The sequence below is a fragment of the Halobacillus sp. ABR2_026 genome, assembly GCF_056158545.1.
The window spans coordinates 3,420,027-3,440,277 of the sequence record NZ_JBSWTM010000001.1; the positions used below are offsets into that span (position 1 = coordinate 3,420,027).

The following is a 20,251-nucleotide window of genomic DNA, read 5'->3' on the forward strand; positions in this document are numbered from 1 at the left end:
CGAAAAATCTCCTTTCCTGTACCGGATACCAGAGATCAAAAAAACGAACCAGGATTCCCGGCCACAAAAAAACTGAACCTCTGGAAAGAGGTTCAGTTTCATCTGTTGATTATTGCATGTTGTTGCCAAGCTGGGCTACAATTAAGTCCAGTTTTTTGACTTTCGGGAACTCGTATTCCGGGAAGCGTTCGTCAAAATGAGCGAATACAGGCTCCAACGATTCCTCCGCCAGAAGTTCTTCATAAGTACGGAAAGTGTGCTGATACTGACCGATGTACCGTTTCATCTTCTTATCAAACCCGGATAAATGATAGGTGGAAGAATAATCGAACGCTTTCACGATATCACTATCGTACGTAGGAAAACTAGGATTGATCGTATGCAGCATGGATGCCGCTAAAGGAAATTGCATCGTAGGATTTCCTTTGTGGTTCTTCACATCATAAAGGCTTTTCGTAATGTGGACAATATTCGGGCGTTCGTATCCACGTTGTTCTTCCATCAGTTTGAAATAATACGTCTCAAACTCCTTCGTCAAACTTGGATTGTCGAGGCGGAAGAAGTGCCGAAAGATGAATTGATAGAGCGTATCGTCAGGTACATAAGTATCTTGAAAGACACTATGAAGATAGAGGTACACATCCAATTTTTCCAATGGAATTCGGTTGACCACTTTTTCATAATCTTCCAAGATCAAATCTTTTAGATCGTTTGCCGTTCTGTATTTCATCAAAAATCACCTCTATTCGCTTATTCCACACATTAGAAACCGAGAAACTCCTGTTTGTTAAGTTTTTATGAATATTCTATTTCCATTCTACATAAGATTCCGTCGTTTTCCAAAGGTTTTCAAAGATCCACTCGAAGAGTCATCAAGTCCGATCCCCTACTTGAGATCCCGCCGAACCATCCGATGGTATAAGAAAAGGAGGGATACGATGGACATCGCTGCAATATCCATGGCTATGAGTACAGCAAATTTGAAGCAGCAAACCAGTCTTGCCTTAATGGATAAGGCAAAGGGGGACGCTGAAGAAAAGGGAAACCAAATGGTAGAAATGCTTAAACAATCTGTTCCTCACCCTGATCTTGGGAACAAAATCGATTTAAAAGGGTAATGAAAAGAAAGGAGACAGCAGTAAAGCTGCTGTCTCTCCTTTAAGGGGTGAGGAAATGACGACCCGCCTTGCATTTATTGGATTCACGTTTTTTATGATTGGCATCGGCATCTACCTGCTCCAGCCGGGGCGCTTTCTTGGTTCCTTCACCCCCGTCTTTACCATCGGCGGGGTATGTATGATTGCCATCGCCACCATTTTGTCCATGAAAAAAAGCCGCTGAAAAGGCGGCTTTCCTCTATTCATTATTCATATCTTCGTCTTCAGTGGCCCCATCGTCTGTAGAGCCGTCTTCACCATTTTCACCGTCCGTCATATCATCCTGCTCTTTCTCTTCTTCCTCCATGTTTTCCTCTTCTTCCATGCTGTCATCTTCATTATTATTTTCTTCTTCCATATTTTCTTCTTCCATATTTTCTTCTTCTTCCATGTTGTTTTCTTCCTGCGGCTCCTCTTCAGAAGCACAAGCTCCCAGCAGGGCTACGGCAAAAAAAGCAACGAATAGTTTCATGAGCAATGCTTTCATCGGTATTTCCTCCTTTTATTGTTTTCCCAAACTAGTATGTCCAAATCCTGTAAGTTCATCCATTTTTCATTCATTTTTATTGATCAGAAAGGACCGTTATTCAATGCCTTCTTCCATGACCGAGCGAAACGCCTTGAAATTCGTAAACTGTATACTCGGTACTTTATCTTCCTCCTTCCATTGAACATTTCCTTTCAGCCTCGTTGTATTCCTTTTTTTACACTGATCATCAGAATTGTTTCAGTTTCAAAATATTGGTAATTAGTAGGATGAAAAAAAGAACACAGCTCTGCTGCGTTCTTTTCTCCATTATTTTAATGCGAACATGATTTCCGCTTCGCAGGCGATTTCCCCATCTACGGAAGCCGTGGCTTTCCCTTTTCCTACAGGGCCTTTTAAACGAACGATTTCCACTTCCAGCTTCAATCGATCTCCCGGCTTTACCTGGCGTTTAAAACGGCATTTATCGATTCCTGTGAAAAAGGCGAGTTTGCCTTGATTTTCTTCTTTTTTTAGCATGGCAACCGCCCCCATCTGAGCAAGTGCCTCTGTGATCAGAACCCCAGGCATGACTGGATAATCGGGGAAGTGACCTTGGAAGAATGGTTCATTCATCGTCACATTTTTATATCCGACCGCTCGTTCTCCTTCTACAAGCTCTTCCACTTGGTCAATGAGGAGGAACGGATAACGGTGAGGAATGATTTCTTTGATTTGTTGGATGTCTAACATATTCAGGCTCCTTTCCTATTCCATGCTTTCATTATAAAAGAACCACAAGCCATGGACAAAGTTTTTATGAAGATTCGTTTTAAAAACGCCATTTAGGGAAAATATACAAGTAAGTTCACATATTACAAAGAGGAGGCGACTGCGATGCTTTGGACGATATTAATCATCATCCTTGTATTGTGGTTATTAGGTTTACTCGGCGGAATCGCGGGTAACTTGATTCACATATTACTGGTCGTAGCCCTGGTCGTTCTCATTATCCGACTGGTGCAAGGCCGCGGACGATTATAACTGGACACACAGAAACCGCTATGGATATCCATAGCGGTTTTCTTATTTAGGAACTGCGTGTGAGCTCATTGGCATTGGTCACGCTTGTTGCCAGCGTCTGCTCGCTGCTACCGGCCATCTTCGTATGTTTCATTTCCTGAACCGGGCTGGTCGGACTTAACCAAAACGTATACCATGATCCTTCTTTTATAATTGGATCAAGATCAAACATTTCGTATTTGCAGTTTCGGGAAATCTCCTGCAGCTCCTGCTTATTCGGAAGAGCAAATAAGTTCGAATGGGCGACAAAAAAGCTGTTGAAGGCGGAAGAAAAAGCTTCCCCATGTTCGGTTTCATTGATCGGGGTGATGACGGATACCAGTCCCTGTTTTGTCACATAGGAATGTAAGTGATTCAACAGACTTTTGCGGTCCGTCGGATGAATGTAGTGAAAGATGTTATGAAGTAGAACGACGTCCACTTTTTCATCTTGACGCGGCTTCCATTCATGAATGTCCCCAACTTCAAAGCTGATATTCGGATACCCTTCAGATAAGCTGCGGGCTTTATCAATCACCTTTTGGTTGATATCGACACCGATCATTTCAAGATGCGGATATTCCATGGCCAGTTTTCTTAAGTACCCGCCATGACCACAACCAAGATCGACGACGGAGGTCACTTGTTTATCTTTAATCATCCGCTTAATTTTTTTCATCGCAAAATGTTCGAGTAAAGCAGATGTTTCAGCGACCACTTCGCCGTGGCGCTCATGATTGAATTCGGCACGTTCCTGTGATTTCATAATGTCTGGATACTTCAGCATCGTCGGTAGATGCAGTTCCATCATTTCCTTAAGAAGTGCTTTGACTCCAGGAGATTGGTTCTCTCCCATTAAGCTTGCACACTTTCTTTTTGAGGTCCGGTATCTGTTGTTCGGGCGTTTCTTCATGTGTTTAACCGCTACACCTACTTTCACCCATGAAGCGAGCAGATCATAAGGGTACCCCGTTTTCTCACTGATCGCTTCCACCGTGCGTGCCGTCTTGAATTCATCAAAAAGTCCAAGTTCTGACCCGACATAAGCATGCCAGCTCGGCAGGAATGACTCATTCTTTTTCATCCACTTCCTCGCCTGCATCGCAATCACCCATTCGTTCATGATATCCTTCCTTTCTCGTTTCTTTTCCAAGGATAATCTTCAGTCTCTGAAAAAAGGAAACGACGCTGCGTTTGATCGGATACCTTCTTTCGTCGAGGCGGAATCATACTGCCCTGGACAGCTCTATCGAACAAACTGAAATCCCATTTCCCTAAGCCTGATATGTTCAGCATTTGTTTGACATGGAGCTGGTCATCATCATAAATTCTTTGTACAGCCTTCATCCTGAACTTCCGCCACCACTCATATTGAAAGGAATAGACGAGAGCGGATAAGTGACTCAACGTAAGCAGAAACTCCACACGCGGCTTTCTTACCTCTTCATAGTAATGAAGATAATCGGTGTAACGTTTCCCTTGTTCCTTACACCAGGCAAGAAGCTCTCCTAAGACGTCTGCATCCTGTATGGCAAGATTCATACCCTCACCCGCCATCGGATGGACAGTATGGGCAGCGTCCCCCATGATGGCTAAATTCCCGGAATAATAGCGGTCAACATGATACGTAAAAGGAATCATCAACTGAACGGTCTTCCAATCCTTGATTGTCCTGACACCTTCAGCCAGCTCAGGTTCTAATTCGCTGTAGGCTTGATAAAGGGACTCCAATCCTTTTTCCTGAATTCTCTTGTATTCTCCTGCTTTGATTAAAAATACCGTTCGTACTTCCTCGTCAGGCAGAGGGAATAATCCTAGAAAACAGCTGGAAGTTGTTATGATTTTCCCTTTTGTGAACGTTTCCGGTCGGGGAATCGTCACCGTCAGGAAATGATGATTATAATCTTTCCTTTTGACACGGACATTCATAGCATCACGTGTCGGAGAGCTTCGCCCCTCTGCCCCTATGTAAACTTGAGCCTGGACGTAGAACGTCTCCTTTTTACGTTTCAATTTGGCCATCCCTTTTTCAAAACCTAAAAATCTTGTGCCGGGTAAATAATGAAAGAATTCTTCATACTCTTTTCCTTTATTCCTGAGAACCTCTTTCGTTTTTTCGTGGGGTACCATCAGGGCGTGGTCATACTGGCTCGCTACCCGGCTGTAACTGAGCTCTGTAAGGTTGATTTCATTCGGGGTGCTCCCCCGGTTGCGGTGAACCTCCTGGAACCGGAGCTGGTCGATAACATGGCCATTATCTTCCACCTCGTCTAACACATTCAGCCTTTCCAGGATCGCCAGAGTCTTCGGCTGTAACAGTTCCCCTTTATATACAGGAGACTCCCGCTTCAGCTGCTCTGCAATGACCACGTGCACTCCCCGGCTTGCAAGCTTGGCAGCAAGAGCCAGCCCTCCTACACCACCTCCGGCAATAAATACATCTGTTTTCATGATTTTGATCCCTCCCGGCTGCTTTCTCCTCTGTACGAATGTAATTCCCTAATCCCCATCTTGAAAACATCCCACCTCGCTCACGAACAGTCCGAAGGTGTGATGACTTTGTCGGTTCCTTCCTTCTATTTTGGTACCGGGTACTCCTCCATTAAATCCTGTACCAGGTACCGACGAAGAACAAGTCGTACCCGGTACAGAAAGCGTATTTGCTGTACCCGGTACCCAATCAGTATGGAATCATGCCAGTTTTGGTGCTCATCTGTTCACAATGGATAGAAAAAAGAACACGAGCCTCTTAGGCTCGTGTTCTGCATATTGAAAGGCGTTGTACCATAGAATGAAGTACAAGCTTTTATTCTGTTTTCATAACAATATCCCAAATGTGGCGCCATGTGTCCATATCAAGCGCGTCTGTAGGATTACCATCCCCTAGGACACCATACCCGACCATCAATCCAATCAGTAAGGCCGCCGCACTGAAAAGAACGACAAGGATGATACGCAGCCAAATAGGCAGGACCCGTCGACGTCCTTTTTTCGAAGCTTTTTCTGTGGCTTCTGCTTTCTGTTTTTTGGACGATGCTTTTTGAGGCTTTTTCTTTGTGGCTTCATCTAAAGCTTGACGCTTTTTTTCTCTTTCCTGCTCTTGATTCAGCTTTTTGCCTTTTGATTTAGGATCTGTTGCCATGGTCCGTCAAACTCCTTACGTTTATGATCTCAGTTGACTCACGAGTCCCATCATTTGATCACCTGTGGATATGGATTGAGCATTAAATTGATAGGCGCGCTGAGCCATCATCATTTCCGTCATCTGTTTCCCAACATCCACATTCGATGCCTCAAGTGTACGGGACTGCATCTTAACATCTTCCGGGAGAACCTCACCTATGATTCCCGCTTCTTCCACATTGTCAGGAATACGGAAGCGGTTCGCCCCTACTGATTCTAACATACGTGGACGGACGGCATCATTAACAGCTAATGTACCTTCGACATTTTGGTTGTCCCCACGGGTTACTAAAAGACTCCCATCTGCATCGATCTTAATGGCCTGAAATCCTTCTTCCAGAACAATGTTGTCACCGTCCGCTCCGATAACCGGATGACCATCTGCATTTGTTAACATCAGTTGTCCGTCATTCACAGGGTTCAAAAAAAAGTTGCCTGCACGTGTGAATTGGACCTCTTCCCCTTGTTCTGATGCCACCCGAAGCCCGAACATATGGTGATCTTCCAAAAGAGCTACATCCAATTCTCTGCCTGTGTTTTTCAAACTGCCCTGTGTCATATCCAAATTGGTATGGCCAAGCTTCGCTCCTGAACCAACCCGGACACCTTCAGGGGTCAATCGCCCAACTTCCGCCCCAGAATGTGACTGGTTATTGAGCTGTTGATACAACAATGAGGAAAAGTCGGCACTCCGGTTTTTATATCCTTCTGTTTCACTGTTGGACAAGTTATGGCCTACGAGGTCCAGCTTCTTCTGCAGCTGTCCCATCGTCACAGCTGCTTGGATCATCGAACGATTCATGAGTGATGCCACGCTCCTTAACTGATTCTGCCGATTTCTGTCACGGCTTTCTGCATGCTTTGGTCGTAAGCTTTTAAGACACGTTGATTCATTTCAAATGAACGGTATGTATTCATCATTTCCGTCATCGTCCGGTTGGGATCTACATTTGAACGTTCCAAATGGTTTTGATGAATCGAATAAGCCACGCCGTCTTCCGCTCCTGGGTTCTCAATGAGTTCCCCTTCTTCTGAGAGACGGAAAAGATCATTTCCTTCCTTGACCATCTGCGACGAATCAGGAGTATAGGAAATCCCCATTGTGGCAGCTTGTCCCCCCACGGTTACCTCCCCATTTTGTGAAACGTTAAAATCCATTCCATCTGTATTGATCGGATTCCCTTCATCATCCAATACGTAATACCCATGGTTCGTGGTCAAAAAACCTTCGCCATCTACAGTGAAATTCCCGTTCCGCGTATACCTGTCCTCTCCGTCCTCATTTTGGACATGAAAGAAAAGAGTCCCCGAAGCTTCCGGAACCGCTGATTGTACAAGAGCGAGATCTGTTCCAACTCCTGTTTCCTTAATGTCCCCCTGAACGAAAGAAGGAATAGCTTCCTGCATGTAAACACCTGTGTTAAGGGATCCTACCCGGTCACCATCAGATATATTGAATCCACTTTTTGTAGGGATCGTCTTACTCCCCATCCGCTCAATCAATAACTCTGGAAAAGCGCGCATCGTCCCCTGGTCTGCTTTGTACCCTGGTGTATACGCGTTCGCCATGTTATTCGACAACGTTTCCTGCATTCTCTGATTGGCCATCATACCTGCAGCAGCTGTGTAAAATCCTCTCAACAAGGTGCTTCACTCCTTCCTATTCATCTGGACTATAGTTTAGCTGAAATACGCTTATCAATATTTTCAAGCATAATGCCCGTACCTGTAGCGACACAATCCATCGGGGATTCCGCTACAAGTACAGGGACCTTCAACTCTTCAGCGAGCAATTGATCGATGCCATGCAACAGAGCACCGCCACCTGTCATAATGACTCCACGGTCGATGATGTCCGCAGATAATTCAGGCGGTGTACGTTCCAATACCTGTTTCGCAGCTTGGATGATCACCTGTACGGACTCCCGAAGCGATTTCTCGATTTCCTCAGAATTAACAGAAATTGTCCGTGGCAGACCTGATACCATATCGCGGCCTCGGATTTCGATTTCTTCATTTCGGGAACCAGGGAAAACCGTAGCTACACTGATCTTAATATCCTCAGCTGTACGCTCTCCGATCAACAATTTGTATTCCTTCTTAATGTATTGAAGAATTTCGTGATCAAACTTATCTCCGGCCATCTTGATTGATGAAGCCGTAACAATATCACCCATGGATAAAACAGCGACATCTGTCGTGCCTCCACCGATATCGACAACCATATTCCCGCTTGGTTGGAAGATATCCATACCGGCACCAATCGCTGCTACCTTAGGCTCTTCTTCTAAATATACTTTTTTACCACCAGATTTCTCAGCCGCTTCCTTGATCGCTTTCTGTTCTACTTTCGTAATGTTCGTCGGGCAGCAGATCAACATGCGCGGTTTGGACAAGAAACCTCTCACGTTCGTTTTTTGGATAAAGTGCTTAAGCATCGCTTCTGTAACGTCGAAGTCAGCGATAACCCCGTCTTTCAACGGACGGATCGCTTCGATATTTCCAGGCGTACGTCCGACCATACGTCGGGCTTCTTCCCCTACTTCCAGCACTTTTCCTGTGTTCCGGTCCATAGCCACCACAGATGGTTCATTTAATACAATGCCTTTCCCTTTCACGTGAATGAGTACATTTGCTGTACCTAAGTCAATTCCTATATCTCTCGCAAACATGTTCTGTAGATCCTCCCTATTGTAAAAAACATAATTCAAGTAACGTCCTGGACCCTCGAAATCCGTTACGTTACAACGGCAATGGAGAACAATCTCCGTCTACTTATATTTCCCTATTGTTTCAAGTTCTATTTTTGTTTAAATCATACACATCTAATTCTATATTCTATCACAAAATTACGACATCCGTCTCTTGAGAACTGAAAAAAGTTACCAAATATCGAGGGAATGTGACAAAGGGAGGAAAACACTGTCAGGCAAGAGGTTGAACAGGTTGATCATCTACGAACTGGGATTTATACTTTCTTCTCGTCGCTTCTCCACCCCTTAAATGGCGGATCTCCTTATGATGATCGAGAATTTTCTTCACTTCCTTAGCAAGTTCAGGGTTCACTTCCGGAAGCCTTTCTGTTAAGTCTTTGTGGACCGTACTTTTCGAAACACCAAACTCTTTGGCAATCACTCGTACCGTTTTTTTCGTCTCAATAATGTGCTCTCCGATCTTGATGGTCCTCTCTTTGATGTAATCATGCACTCCACTCGCCTCCTGTGATTGACTATCCAAGGGGGTGGGCTTCTTAGGAAAGCGGCTCGATTGACTTGTGTGGGTGTTTTTTCTCTGGGAGTTAAATCATGCTGGATCACCCTGGATGTTACCGAGTGCTCGGTTATCCTCATTGTATTAATAAAAGTTCTAAGATATGCCAGATCCAATCTGGTGCGATGTGATTTCTTGTAATTTTATGCTTAGAAAATGTTCGAATGTTCTATGTATGGTTCAGAAGCGCTTATATAAAAAACAAAAAAAATGAGGGAAAACCCTCATTTTTTTAAGTTTGTGTGGTAGAGATGGAAGAAGCACTATCCTCTACAGGAGCTTGCTCTTCATCTTCTGACCCAGCTGGATCTTCATCCGTATTCATTTCTTCTTCCGTTGATGGTTGTTCAGCATCATCAGAGGACTGTTCTGTATCTTCAGAAGGCTCTTCTCCATCTTCTTGTGGTTCTTCAGATGGAGCGTCTTCTTCTTCCTGAGCTTCTTGATCAGCATTATCAATGATATTACTCATTGGCTGGCCGAAGAATTCTTCAGGATTCACAGGTTGGCCGTCGCTGCGTACTTCAAAGTGCACGTGGACGCCACTTGCTTGTCCGAAAGAGTTGCGACCGGCAGATCCAAGGGTTTCACCTTGAGCTACATCCGATCCTGCTAATACATCGACATCTTCTAAACTAGCATACACAGTTGTGATATTTTCATCATGTGTGATTTCAATGACATTGCCGTATAGCGGATCTTCCTTAACTTCCGTGACTGTTCCTGACAGGGCAGCTGTAACTTCGAAAGCTTCTCCGTCTTCTCTAGTGATGTCTACGCCTTCGCTTTGGTAATACTTATTGTTGTATAGGACCAGTGCACTTTCTTGATCTTGCTCGGAAGCGTCGTAATCATAGAATTTAGTGACAATAGAAGCAGCTTTCTCATCAGCGACCGGCATTTCCAAGTTTTCCTGATGTTCCATGACAGGTACTGTATCTTTTTCGTTATCTGCCGTCAAGAACTCATCCTGAACTTGGGAATTCGGCTGGTCTGCCATTTTGTCTTCCAAATCACTAGCCCCTTGTTGATACCAGAACACTCCGACAAGTACTAATGCAGCGACTGACAAATACAATGCTGGATACAACCACTTCTTGCGCATCAAGCGTTTGAACTTTAATTTAGTCACGCTTTTCTTACCTTCCTCTTTCATGTTCATCACCTCAAAAACCATTCTGAACACTTCTTTAGGATTATATACATTAGCAGGAAAAAATTTATAAATCATAGAGTGCTTATACAAGAATCGCTCCCGCTTGTTGATTACTCATTTTCGAGACTTTTGTTGAGTGGATGGAGGCAGCGAGACTCCCGTGGAAGAAAGGAGATAGACGAGATCCCGCAGGGCGAAGTCCGCGGAAGCTCGCCACTCCCCCACAGGAAAGCGAGTAGCTTCCCAGAAATCCCTGGCGCTCAACCCGGACACCCCGGAAAGGCTCGAAATCTTGTCTTGAACAAAGAAAAAAGAGCTGCTTTGGGCAGCTCTTTAGTTTACGGTGTCTTCTTTTTCAATGGTTAGTGAAGCGGTTTGGGTGCTTAATGGAGCAATTTCTGTGTCCTGGTAATAGTGATGAATGATTTCCTTATAATCTTTTCCTGATTTCGCCATGCCGTTTGCTCCGTATTGACTCATTCCTACACCGTGACCATAGCCTTTAGTCGTAAAAATGACGTGGTCACCTTTTTGCTTGATGGTAAAATCGCTAGATGGCAATTCAAATTTCTCTCGGATTTCTCTTCCTGAAAAACTTTGGTTACCAAAATGGACTTCATCTACTCGGTTTCCTTCTGTCTTGGTCATTGTCGTCTGTTGAATGCCAGAACCGATGTCCACCCCCAGGGTTTGTTCAAGTTCTGCCACGCTGATAATCTTTTGATCAGCGAATTTCGGTGAATCTTGATCCCAAGGGCTTTCGACGCTCTGTAGATAAGGAATGTCATGCTCCCAATAATCACCAGCGTTTTCTGTGTACCCGTTACTGGTTGAAAAGAATGCTGCGGTAATCGGCTGTTGATCGTACGTAATGATTTCACCTTTGGTAGCGTTGACTGCTTCCATGATTTTTTCCATGTTCTGATCATATTGGTCTTTCCATTGATTGCGGAGCTGAGCTTCGTCTTTATATACTTGGTGACTCACAGTATCTGTAACATCTGCCTCAGAAGAAACTTTCTCTCCCTGTACCATGTGACGGGTAATGTAAGTCCTGGCAGCAAGTGCCTGGGCTTTCAATGCTTCCGTTTCAAAATTTACAGGCATTTCGGAAGCGACCACGCGGGCTACATAGCTTTCCAAAGGCACTTCCTCAACTTCTTCCGTTGTACTGCGTAACACTTTAACAGCAAACGGTGATTCCTCCACGCTTGCTATCTCTTCTGACTGCGGAGTTTCCTTCACTTCTTCCGTACCTCCGGAATTCGTAAATGGAACAACGATCATAGTCGGTAGTATAAGGATTGTTGTAAATAAACCGCATACAGCAAGTATTCCCATTCCATTGTTTTTCTTCATCCGCACCCTCCTGGATACAAAGTTATTCCTCTACTAAAAATGTATCCAAAAATGAAAGATGATAGAACTAAAAAAGCTTACCTATTTCAATAATATTGAAACAGGCAAGCTATGAGGATATATATTATAATGTCGATACTGATTCGCTTGGTTCGTGATCTTCTGAATACATTTCCTCTTCTCTGACACGCTCAATATCAGCGCCGAGAGCAGCTAATTTTTCAGTGAAGTTCACATATCCGCGATCCAAGTGCTTAAGCTCTGTCACTCTTGTATATCCATCAGCGACTAAGCCAGCAAGGATCAAAGCAGCACCAGCCCTCAGATCGGTTGCAGCAACTTCTGCTCCTTGTAGGGAAGATGGTCCTTCTACGATGACGCTTCTACCCTCAATCTTAAGATTCGCGTTCATACGACGGAATTCTTCCACATGCATAAAACGATTTTCAAATACCGTTTCCGTAATGACACTCGTTCCTGCTGCATTCAGCATAAGAGCCATCATTTGGGATTGCATGTCTGTCGGGAAGCCCGGGTGCGGCATCGTTTTAATATCTGTAGCTTGAAGAATGTCTGGACCAATGACACGCAGTCCTGATTCTTCTTCTTGAATGATTACGCCCATCTCTTCCATTTTTGAAACGAGAGAACGTAAATGCTCATGGATGGCACCTTGTACGAGAACGTTCCCGCCGGTAATAGCAGCGGCAACCATTAGTGTGCCTGCTTCAATACGGTCAGGAATAATTGTATGTGTCGTACCTGTAAGCTTTTCCACACCTTCGATTCGGATCGTCTCTGTACCTGCACCGACGATGTGTGCGCCCATTTTATTCAAATAGTTCGCCAGGTCGACAATTTCCGGTTCTTTCGCACAGTTTTCAAGAACGGTTTTACCTTCTGCAAGAGCAGCCGCCATCATGACGTTTTCTGTCGCTCCCACACTTGGTACATCAAAGTAAATTTTCGCACCTTTTAAGCGGCCATTCACTTCAGCTTCAACATAACCGTTTCCGACAGTTACCTCAGCCCCCATTGCCTCAAAGCCTTTCAAGTGCTGGTCAATGGGACGTGATCCGATCGCACAACCTCCTGGCATAGCTACCTTAGCATGGCCATACCGGGCCAAAAGTGGTCCCAATACAAGTACAGAGGCGCGCATTTTTCGTACATATTCTATTGGTGCTTCTGTTTCCAAATCATGAGAAGCATCTACCGTGACTGTATTCCCCACCATATTTACATCTGCATTCATATGTCTGATCACTTCGTTGATCGTATATACATCAGCTAAAGCGGGTACTTCGTGCAGTACGCTTTTTCCTTCACTTGCGATAATACTTGCTGCGATGACAGGCAGTACGGCATTCTTGGCACCTTCAGCTTTAACGGTACCATTCAGCTGCCTCCCACCACGGACGATGATTTTTTCCAAGGTTCATTCTCCTCCGCGTCCATATTCATTATTATTAATATTCAGCAGTTATTATGGGTGTGCCAATCGTGATGTTTGTCTCCCCGCCCAAAGTTCGGGTTGCGAATTGTACATTCATTAATTGATCCCCTGCATCTATGGCCTGGTCCCATTCGTTGGTGTATCCGGTCCTGCTTGTCCAACCGTTTTCGTCGAGTTCATCTATTGTTGTTATGTCGAAGTCTTGTTTGAATTTTTCATACACTAAAACATCATCAATAATACCACTAAATTTGGTCTTAATACAAGAGAATTTAGTGACATTTTTTGAGAAAAATCGACGAGATATCATTTCCATGGTTGTTTCCTTAAGAATTACTAATGAAGGTGTTCCCTGTCCTTCTGTGGTGTAAACCACTTCCACATCGCTCCACTCATTTTCGGGGACGATCATACTAAATGTTTCGTTGAATTCACCGTTTTTATGACTGTTTTCGACGGTGTACTTAACAGCATTGATTGTATCCTCCTGTTTTCTGGAGGCGTGAGGCCAATGAGCTGAGATCTCCTTGAACATACGACTTGCTTGATCGCGAGAGACCTTTTCTTTCATATTGATCGTCCAGCTACTCACTTCAAGCTGCTTATCCGCAGCAAATGACGAAAACTCCAGAATAGGTTCTTGAGCCTCAGTCATTTCCTGTGGATAAGCACCTGTTCCTATAATAAATAGAGCTATCATTCCAGCCAAAACACTTTTCATTTTTGAATGCCTCCCCAAGCATTTTCTTACTATAAGTTTGACCTGAGAAGCAGACATTCATACGGGACATTTCTTTACAACTTTAGACATTCATATAGAGGTCAGAATAAATAAATCAGGCTGTTGGACCATTTAATAAAATCAAGAAAGAAGTTACTTACCGTCGTCCCGAGCGCAATGGTAATCATGATGAGCAACGCCCTGGCTTCAAACACTTTATTTTTCCTGAAGAAGGCATCAAAATTGATCGATTGTAACACTCTCCATGTAATGATGATGAAAATCAAATGGGAGGTCATGCTAAGGATAGCTTCCTCTGCTAAATATTGTTCCATCATGTCTCCTCCTTTCCTTAGATTGTCGAGACCTTTCGCTTTCCCTTCGTTCAACGAAGACGAATTGACAAAAGAAGAAATATTCCACTCCATTTCCCGGGCAATAACTGATAGACTCCGTTATTTTGACGGGACCACCTAAAAATCGCTGACGAAAAAACGAATATCTTCCCATCATTATTTTTCACAAAAAAACTGCTCTCTAGAAGAAAGCAGTTTAGAAGTTGTTCTCATAAACATTCAAGCGATTCAAGGCACGCTTGAGAGCCATTTCAGCCCGTTGGAAATCAATGTCGGATTGTTTGTCCTGAAGGCGACGCTCGGCGCGTTCTTTAGCCATGCGGGCACGGTCGATATCGATATCCGTAGGTTTCTCTGCAGATTGAGCAAGAATCGTCACTTTATCAGGACGAACTTCCAAAAATCCACCGCTTACAGCGATGCGATCAGATTTACCTTCCCCTTTAAGACGAACAGCGCTGATCGTCAATGGAGCAACCATCGGAATGTGACCGGGCAGTATTCCGAGTTCACCGCTTTCCGCCTTACAGCTGACCATTTCAAATGCATCTTCCAACACCGGGCCATCAGGAGTGACTACACTCACCGTCAGTGTGCTCATTCGTATTCCTCCTTGGCTGATCATGAAGAGGAAGAGGAACTTTCTTCAAGCCCCTCTATCCACCAGACCTGTTTATTGCATTTGTTTTGATTTTTCAACGACTTCTTCAATACGTCCGACAAGGCGGAATGCATCTTCTGGAAGATCGTCGTACTTACCGTCAAGGATTTCTTTAAAGCCTTTGACCGTTTCGGAAACAGGCACATAAGAACCCTGCTGACCAGTGAACTGTTCAGCTACGTGGAAGTTCTGAGAAAGGAAGAATTGTACACGGCGGGCACGGGATACCGTCAATTTATCCTCATCAGATAGTTCATCCATACCAAGGATCGCAATGATATCTTGCAACTCTTTATAACGCTGAAGTGTACGTTGAACTTCACGTGCAACATCATAGTGCTCATCCCCGACGATTTCAGGGTCCAACGCACGGGAAGTGGATGCAAGTGGATCCACGGCAGGATAGATTCCCTGCTCGGAAAGCTTACGCTCAAGGTTTGTTGTTGCATCCAAGTGTGCGAATGTCGTCGCAGGTGCAGGGTCCGTGTAGTCATCGGCAGGGACATAAATCGCCTGGATGGAAGTAACGGAACCTTTATCTGTCGATGTTATTCGCTCCTGAAGCTGACCCATCTCCGTAGCAAGTGTCGGCTGGTAACCAACCGCAGATGGCATACGGCCAAGAAGGGCAGATACTTCCAGACCACCCTGAGTGAAACGGAAGATGTTATCGATGAAGAATAGAACGTCCTGTCCTTCTTCATCACGGAAGTATTCGGCCATTGTTAGTCCAGAAAGGGCTACACGCATACGGGCACCAGGCGGCTCGTTCATCTGCCCGAATACCATGGCTGTCTTCTTGATAACTCCGGAATCCGTCATTTCATAGTAAAGGTCATTACCTTCACGTGTACGCTCACCAACACCAGCGAATACAGAGATCCCTCCGTGTTCCTGGGCGATGTTGTTGATCAATTCCTGGATCAGTACGGTTTTACCTACACCGGCACCACCGAACAAACCGATCTTACCACCTTTTACATAAGGGGCTAGAAGGTCTACGACTTTAATTCCTGTTTCAAGAATTTCTGTCTCTGTCGCCAGGTTTTCAAATTTAGGAGCCTCACGGTGGATTGGGTCACGACGTACCTCATTTCCAAGTGGCTCATCAAGGTCGATGGTATTTCCTTCTACGTTAAATACGCGTCCTAGAGTTACTTCACCTACAGGGACTGAAATCGGCTTACCTGTATCGGTAACTCCTGTACCACGCATGACACCATCGGTTGATGACATGGCAACGGTACGAACGGTATTGTCACCCAGGTGAAGGGCAACTTCTAGTGTAAGATCGACGCTCTTTTCGTTTTCATTCTTCGCTTCGTAACTTACGTGCAATGCGTTATTAAGATCAGGGAGATGTCCATCATCGAATGTTACATCAACAACGGGTCCCATGATTTGGGTCACGCGTCCATTACTCATCGATTTCCCTCCTAACTTACTGTTCAAAAATCCGGAAGACCCTATTCGAGGGCAGCTGCACCGCCGACGATTTCGGTAATCTCCTGGGTAATAGCAGCTTGACGGGCACGGTTATAAGAAAGAGTCAGATCTCCGATCAATTCATCAGCATTATCTGTCGCACTCTTCATCGCCGTCATACGTGCTGCGTGCTCACTGGCTTTACTATCGAGTAAAGCGCCGTATATCAAGCTCTCAGCGTATTGAGGAAGCAAGACTTCTAAGATCTCTTCTTGGTTCGGCTCATACTCATATGAACTTTGACTCGCTTTGCCTTCTTTATTGAAATCGGTCAGTGGAAGAATTTTCTTCTCTGTCACTTCTTGAGTGATAGCACTGACGTAGTGATTATAATAGATATAAAGTTGATCTATTCTCTCATCTGTATACAATTGAACGGTATCTGAAGCGATATCTTTGATATCAGCGAAATCGGGCTGATCCGATACCCCTGTAATATCCATATCCACAGGCATGTTCCGTTTGCGGAAGAAATCACGCCCGATCCGACCAATCGTAATCAGGGTATATTCCTCAGCTGACGTATGCTTGCTCGTGATCTGTTGATAAACCTTACGGAGAATGCTGCTGTTGAATGCTCCTGCGAGTCCACGGTCGGAAGTGATGACAAGATACCCTGTCTTTTTAACATCACGGGCTTCAAGCATCGGGTGACTAGCATCACCGCTACCCTGGGCAATGCTTGACACGACTTCCTGGATTTTCTCACTATAAGGAACGAACCTTTTAGCATTCTGCTCGGCACGGTTCATCTTGGAGGCGGATACCATCTCCATCGCTTTTGTAATCTGCTTCGTCTTCTTGGTTGAAGTGATCCGACCTTTAATATCTCTAAGGGATGCCACGCTGTTTCACCACCCTTTCTAGCTATGATTCAATTATTCAGAAACGACAAATGTTTTCTTGAATTCCTTCACAGCACCACTCATATCTTCATCTTCTGCAAGCTTTCCTGTTTCACGGATTTGTGCAAGCAGTTCTTTACGGTTGTTGTCCAACCAGTTATGGAACTCAGATTCGAAGCGAGTGATATCTTCAACTGGAATTTCATCCAGGAATCCTTTTGTCAACGCATAAATGATCATGACTTGTTTTTCTACGGCTAGTGGTTGGTGAAGACCCTGTTTCAAGACTTCAACCGTACGCGCACCACGGTTCAATTTGGCCTGAGTGGATTTATCCAGATCGGAGCCGAATTGAGCGAATGCTTCCAATTCACGGTAGGAAGCCAAATCCAGTCTAAGCGTACCGGCTACCTTCTTCATCGCTTTGATTTGTGCGGAACCACCGACACGGGATACTGATAAACCTGCGTTAATCGCCGGGCGCACCCCTGAGAAGAATAGATCAGACTGTAAGAAAATCTGACCATCTGTGATGGAAATAACGTTAGTTGGAATATATGCAGAGATATCTCCTGCCTGCGTTTCTACGAAAGGAAGGGCAGTTAAGGAACCTCCGCCTTTCGCATCACTAAGCTTCGCTGCACGTTCTAGTAAACGGGAGTGCAGGTAGAATACGTCACCAGGGAAGGCTTCACGACCTGGAGGACGACGAAGTAGTAGTGAAAGTTCACGGTAGGCAGCTGCCTGTTTGGATAGGTCATCATATACAACAAGGACATGTTTGCCGTTGTACATGAAATCTTCACCTAGAGATACACCCGCATATGGAGCAAGATATAGTAGTGGAGCAGGCTGGGAAGCACTTGCCGTAACTACGATTGTATAGTCAAGAGCACCGTGACGACGCAGTGTTTCAACAGTTCCACGAACCGTTGATTCTTTTTGACCAATTGCTACATAAATACAGATCATATCCTGATCGTGCTGGTTAAGAATAGCATCGATTGCGACAGATGTCTTACCTGTCTGACGGTCACCGATGATCAATTCACGCTGTCCACGACCGATCGGTACTAGGGCGTCAATCGCCTTGATTCCTGTTTGAAGCGGCTCATCGACAGATTTACGATCCATAACCCCTGGAGCTGGAGATTCGATTGGACGAGTTTTTGTCGTTTCAATCGGACCGCGGCCATCAACTGGCTGCCCAAGTGGGTTTACAACACGACCCAGCATTTCCTCTCCAACAGGTACTTGCATGATTCGTCCTGTACGACGAACTTCGTCGCCTTCTTTAATATCTGTATATGGTCCTAGAATGACAAGACCAACGTTACTTTCTTCCAAGTTTTGTGCCAGTCCCATGACACCATTGGAGAATTCAACGAGCTCACCAGCCATGACATTGTCAAGACCATGAGCACGGGCAATACCGTCACCAACTTCGATTACGGTGCCCACATCATTGACTTCTATATCTGATTCATAGTTTTCAATTTGCTGTTTAATCAGCGCACTGATTTCTTCAGCTTTGATGCTCATGCCATTTCACCCCTATCATCTATTGTTCGCAGAAACTAACTTACGCTGTATGCGGTTAAGTTTTCCACTGACAGAACCATCAAATATGCGATTTCCGATTCTCAGGCGAATGCCGCCAAGGATGGAAGGGTCTACGATATTCGTGAGGTTCAAGGATTGTTTACCTACTTTTGGTGCAAACGTCTCTGAAATGCGCTGTTTTTCAGCCTCAGAAAGTTCTTTTACAGAATAAACATCCGCATCAGCAATACCTTTCGCATCATTCATCATTTCGATATATGACCCAATCATATCAACGATGATTTCTTCCCTGTGTCTTTCCACCAACAGTTTCAAAGTATTGACGATTTCCTCAGAAAAGGACTGGAAAGAATCGACGACGAACTTCTTCTTCTGTTCCATAGAAAACTTCGGGTGGTTCAGAAATGAGATAATTTCCTTGTTCCCGCGAAAAACATCACGCAGTGTCACCAGTTCGGTTTCAAATTGTTCCAATTTCGACTTTTCTTTTCCAAGTTGGAAAAGTGCGTCTGCATAGCGTTTAGCAATGATAGATTGACTCATCGCTCTTCGCCTGCCTCATTAATATATTGATTGATCAGCGCCTCTTGATCTTTCTCTGAAAGCTCTTTTTCAATAACTTTCGAAGCAATCATGACAGACATGGTTGCCACTTGATCCTTAAGGGCTTGAACAGCTTTTTCTTTCTCCTGCTCAATTTCCTGACGAGCAGATTCCTTGATGCGTTCAGCCTCCGCACGTGCTGATTCAAGAATATCCCGTTCTTGCTGGCCTGCTGTTTTACGAGCATCCTCAATGATATTCTGTGCATCCTGACGAGTCTCTTTCAACTCTTCAGAAGCTTCACGCTGCATCCGCTGTGCTTCTTCGCGACTTTTTTCAGCCGTGTTTATTTCATTTGCTACATAATCTTCACGTTCTTTCATCATGTTCATCAATGGTCCCCATGCGAACTTACCTAAAAGAGCAAGTAGACCAAGGAAGAAAACAAGCTGAATAATCATGTCACCTATGTTAAGTCCTCCAGCTCCGAGGACCAGACTCTCTGTGAATCCTTGCACAGTTTTCACTCCTCTCCACACCATCTCGTAACAGGTTTACACGTTATTGATTCCGCAGAACTTCTGCGGCTAGACAAGCGAAAAACCCGGCTTCCACTGTAATGACAGCTTCCGTCGAAGTTTTCTTACCGTGACTTTAGGGTATAAAGTTTTCGTAAGGTATAAAGGAAAGGCGAAGATCGATGGAGTTGAACTTCGCCATAAGCGTATATGCCCGTCCTTATTATTGTCCCATTACGATGAATGCAATAACAACGCCGATGATAGGAATCGCCTCTACTAGGGCAACACCGATGAACATTGTTGTTTGAAGCGCACTGCGCAATTCTGGTTGACGCGCAATCCCTTCTACTGTACGACTAACAATCAAACCGTTACCAATACCAGCACCTAGTGCCGCTAAACCTACTGCAATTGCAGCTGCTAAAAGACCCATAATGAAAATCCTCC

The 20,251-nt window shown here is 44.6% G+C and carries 25 protein-coding genes; 3 read left to right on the forward strand and 22 right to left on the reverse strand.

Annotated elements, in window-relative coordinates; all coding sequences use genetic code 11:
* Nucleotides 1–109 precede the first annotated feature (109 nt).
* Nucleotides 110–730 (reverse strand): hypothetical protein, encoded by a 621-nt coding sequence (locus ACXADE_RS17450; protein WP_474981697.1) that lies wholly within the window; start codon nucleotides 728–730, stop codon nucleotides 110–112.
* A 208-nt stretch (nucleotides 731–938) separates the two neighbouring features.
* Here ACXADE_RS17450 and ACXADE_RS17455 point away from each other — a divergent pair, with 208 nt between their 5' ends.
* Together ACXADE_RS17455 and ACXADE_RS17460 are read left to right on the forward strand one after the other, a co-directional pair.
* On the forward strand, nucleotides 939–1,118 hold the full coding sequence (locus ACXADE_RS17455; protein WP_474981698.1) for a YjfB family protein: 180 nt from the start codon (nucleotides 939–941) through the stop codon (nucleotides 1,116–1,118).
* Between the two features lie 55 nt (nucleotides 1,119–1,173).
* Nucleotides 1,174–1,341, forward strand: coding sequence for a hypothetical protein (locus ACXADE_RS17460; RefSeq protein WP_474981699.1), 168 nt, complete (start codon nucleotides 1,174–1,176; stop codon nucleotides 1,339–1,341).
* Between the two features lie 15 nt (nucleotides 1,342–1,356).
* Here ACXADE_RS17460 and ACXADE_RS17465 read toward each other — a convergent pair whose 3' ends face one another.
* Complete coding sequence (locus ACXADE_RS17465; protein WP_474981700.1) at nucleotides 1,357–1,644, reverse strand: hypothetical protein; 288 nt, start codon at nucleotides 1,642–1,644, stop codon at nucleotides 1,357–1,359.
* Nucleotides 1,645–1,953: 309 nt separating this feature from the next.
* A complete protein-coding gene (gene fabZ, locus ACXADE_RS17470) occupies nucleotides 1,954–2,376 on the reverse strand; it encodes a 3-hydroxyacyl-ACP dehydratase FabZ (RefSeq protein ID WP_474981701.1) in 423 nt (140 codons plus the stop codon).
* Between the two features lie 144 nt (nucleotides 2,377–2,520).
* Between fabZ and ACXADE_RS17475 the strand changes: the two genes are divergently transcribed.
* Nucleotides 2,521–2,667, forward strand: coding sequence for a lmo0937 family membrane protein (locus ACXADE_RS17475; RefSeq protein WP_474981702.1), 147 nt, complete (start codon nucleotides 2,521–2,523; stop codon nucleotides 2,665–2,667).
* 46 nt (nucleotides 2,668–2,713) lie between these two features.
* Here the strand turns inward: ACXADE_RS17475 and ACXADE_RS17480 are convergent, their stop codons facing one another.
* The 19 genes from ACXADE_RS17480 to atpE all read right to left on the reverse strand — a co-directional run bounded on the left by ACXADE_RS17480 (nucleotide 2,714) and on the right by atpE (nucleotide 20,237).
* Nucleotides 2,714–3,808, reverse strand: a complete 1,095-nt coding sequence (locus ACXADE_RS17480) for a class I SAM-dependent methyltransferase (RefSeq protein ID WP_474981703.1) — start codon at nucleotides 3,806–3,808, stop codon at nucleotides 2,714–2,716.
* Entirely contained in the window at nucleotides 3,805–5,136 is a 1,332-nt protein-coding gene (locus ACXADE_RS17485) for an FAD-dependent oxidoreductase (RefSeq protein ID WP_474981704.1), read from the reverse strand. The genes ACXADE_RS17480 and ACXADE_RS17485 overlap by 4 nt, the downstream gene beginning before the upstream one ends.
* Nucleotides 5,137–5,491: 355 nt before the next feature.
* Entirely contained in the window at nucleotides 5,492–5,827 is a 336-nt protein-coding gene (locus ACXADE_RS17490) for a DNA-directed RNA polymerase subunit beta (protein ID WP_474981705.1), read from the reverse strand.
* A 21-nt stretch (nucleotides 5,828–5,848) separates the two neighbouring features.
* Nucleotides 5,849–6,670: a flagellar hook-basal body protein gene (locus tag ACXADE_RS17495; protein ID WP_474981706.1), complete on the reverse strand. Its 822-nt coding sequence runs from the start codon at nucleotides 6,668–6,670 to the stop codon at nucleotides 5,849–5,851.
* Nucleotides 6,671–6,687: 17 nt separating this feature from the next.
* The gene (locus ACXADE_RS17500) at nucleotides 6,688–7,512 is read right to left on the reverse strand and encodes a flagellar hook-basal body protein (RefSeq protein WP_474981707.1); all 825 of its coding nucleotides are present in this window, start codon (nucleotides 7,510–7,512) and stop codon (nucleotides 6,688–6,690) included.
* Nucleotides 7,513–7,541: 29 nt separating this feature from the next.
* Entirely contained in the window at nucleotides 7,542–8,540 is a 999-nt protein-coding gene (gene mreB / locus ACXADE_RS17505; RefSeq protein ID WP_474981708.1) for a rod shape-determining protein MreB, read from the reverse strand.
* 253 nt (nucleotides 8,541–8,793) lie between these two features.
* The gene (gene spoIIID / locus ACXADE_RS17510) at nucleotides 8,794–9,075 is read right to left on the reverse strand and encodes a sporulation transcriptional regulator SpoIIID (protein WP_160910936.1); all 282 of its coding nucleotides are present in this window, start codon (nucleotides 9,073–9,075) and stop codon (nucleotides 8,794–8,796) included.
* A gap of 295 nt (nucleotides 9,076–9,370) precedes the next feature.
* Complete coding sequence (locus ACXADE_RS17515) at nucleotides 9,371–10,294, reverse strand: peptidoglycan DD-metalloendopeptidase family protein (RefSeq protein ID WP_474981709.1); 924 nt, start codon at nucleotides 10,292–10,294, stop codon at nucleotides 9,371–9,373.
* 333 nt (nucleotides 10,295–10,627) lie between these two features.
* Nucleotides 10,628–11,653 (reverse strand): stage II sporulation protein D, encoded by a 1,026-nt coding sequence (gene spoIID, locus ACXADE_RS17520; protein ID WP_474981710.1) that lies wholly within the window; start codon nucleotides 11,651–11,653, stop codon nucleotides 10,628–10,630.
* 124 nt (nucleotides 11,654–11,777) lie between these two features.
* Complete coding sequence (gene murA, locus ACXADE_RS17525) at nucleotides 11,778–13,088, reverse strand: UDP-N-acetylglucosamine 1-carboxyvinyltransferase (protein ID WP_474981711.1); 1,311 nt, start codon at nucleotides 13,086–13,088, stop codon at nucleotides 11,778–11,780.
* 34 nt (nucleotides 13,089–13,122) lie between these two features.
* A complete protein-coding gene (locus ACXADE_RS17530) occupies nucleotides 13,123–13,830 on the reverse strand; it encodes a YwmB family TATA-box binding protein (protein ID WP_474981712.1) in 708 nt (235 codons plus the stop codon).
* A 101-nt stretch (nucleotides 13,831–13,931) separates the two neighbouring features.
* A complete protein-coding gene (locus ACXADE_RS17535) occupies nucleotides 13,932–14,165 on the reverse strand; it encodes a DUF1146 family protein (protein WP_474981713.1) in 234 nt (77 codons plus the stop codon).
* A 217-nt stretch (nucleotides 14,166–14,382) separates the two neighbouring features.
* The gene (locus tag ACXADE_RS17540) at nucleotides 14,383–14,787 is read right to left on the reverse strand and encodes a F0F1 ATP synthase subunit epsilon (RefSeq protein WP_474981714.1); all 405 of its coding nucleotides are present in this window, start codon (nucleotides 14,785–14,787) and stop codon (nucleotides 14,383–14,385) included.
* 72 nt (nucleotides 14,788–14,859) lie between these two features.
* On the reverse strand, nucleotides 14,860–16,272 hold the full coding sequence (gene atpD / locus ACXADE_RS17545; protein ID WP_474981715.1) for a F0F1 ATP synthase subunit beta: 1,413 nt from the start codon (nucleotides 16,270–16,272) through the stop codon (nucleotides 14,860–14,862).
* Nucleotides 16,273–16,313: 41 nt separating this feature from the next.
* A complete protein-coding gene (locus ACXADE_RS17550; RefSeq protein WP_474981716.1) occupies nucleotides 16,314–17,177 on the reverse strand; it encodes a F0F1 ATP synthase subunit gamma in 864 nt (287 codons plus the stop codon).
* 33 nt (nucleotides 17,178–17,210) lie between these two features.
* Entirely contained in the window at nucleotides 17,211–18,719 is a 1,509-nt protein-coding gene (atpA, locus tag ACXADE_RS17555; RefSeq protein ID WP_474981717.1) for a F0F1 ATP synthase subunit alpha, read from the reverse strand.
* Nucleotides 18,720–18,734: 15 nt separating this feature from the next.
* Nucleotides 18,735–19,283, reverse strand: a complete 549-nt coding sequence (locus tag ACXADE_RS17560; protein WP_474981718.1) for a F0F1 ATP synthase subunit delta — start codon at nucleotides 19,281–19,283, stop codon at nucleotides 18,735–18,737.
* Complete coding sequence (gene atpF / locus ACXADE_RS17565; protein WP_474981719.1) at nucleotides 19,280–19,801, reverse strand: F0F1 ATP synthase subunit B; 522 nt, start codon at nucleotides 19,799–19,801, stop codon at nucleotides 19,280–19,282. Before atpF ends, ACXADE_RS17560 begins: the two co-directional genes overlap by 4 nt.
* A 223-nt stretch (nucleotides 19,802–20,024) precedes the next feature.
* Nucleotides 20,025–20,237: a F0F1 ATP synthase subunit C gene (atpE, locus tag ACXADE_RS17570; protein ID WP_014644824.1), complete on the reverse strand. Its 213-nt coding sequence runs from the start codon at nucleotides 20,235–20,237 to the stop codon at nucleotides 20,025–20,027.
* Nucleotides 20,238–20,251 lie beyond the last annotated feature (14 nt).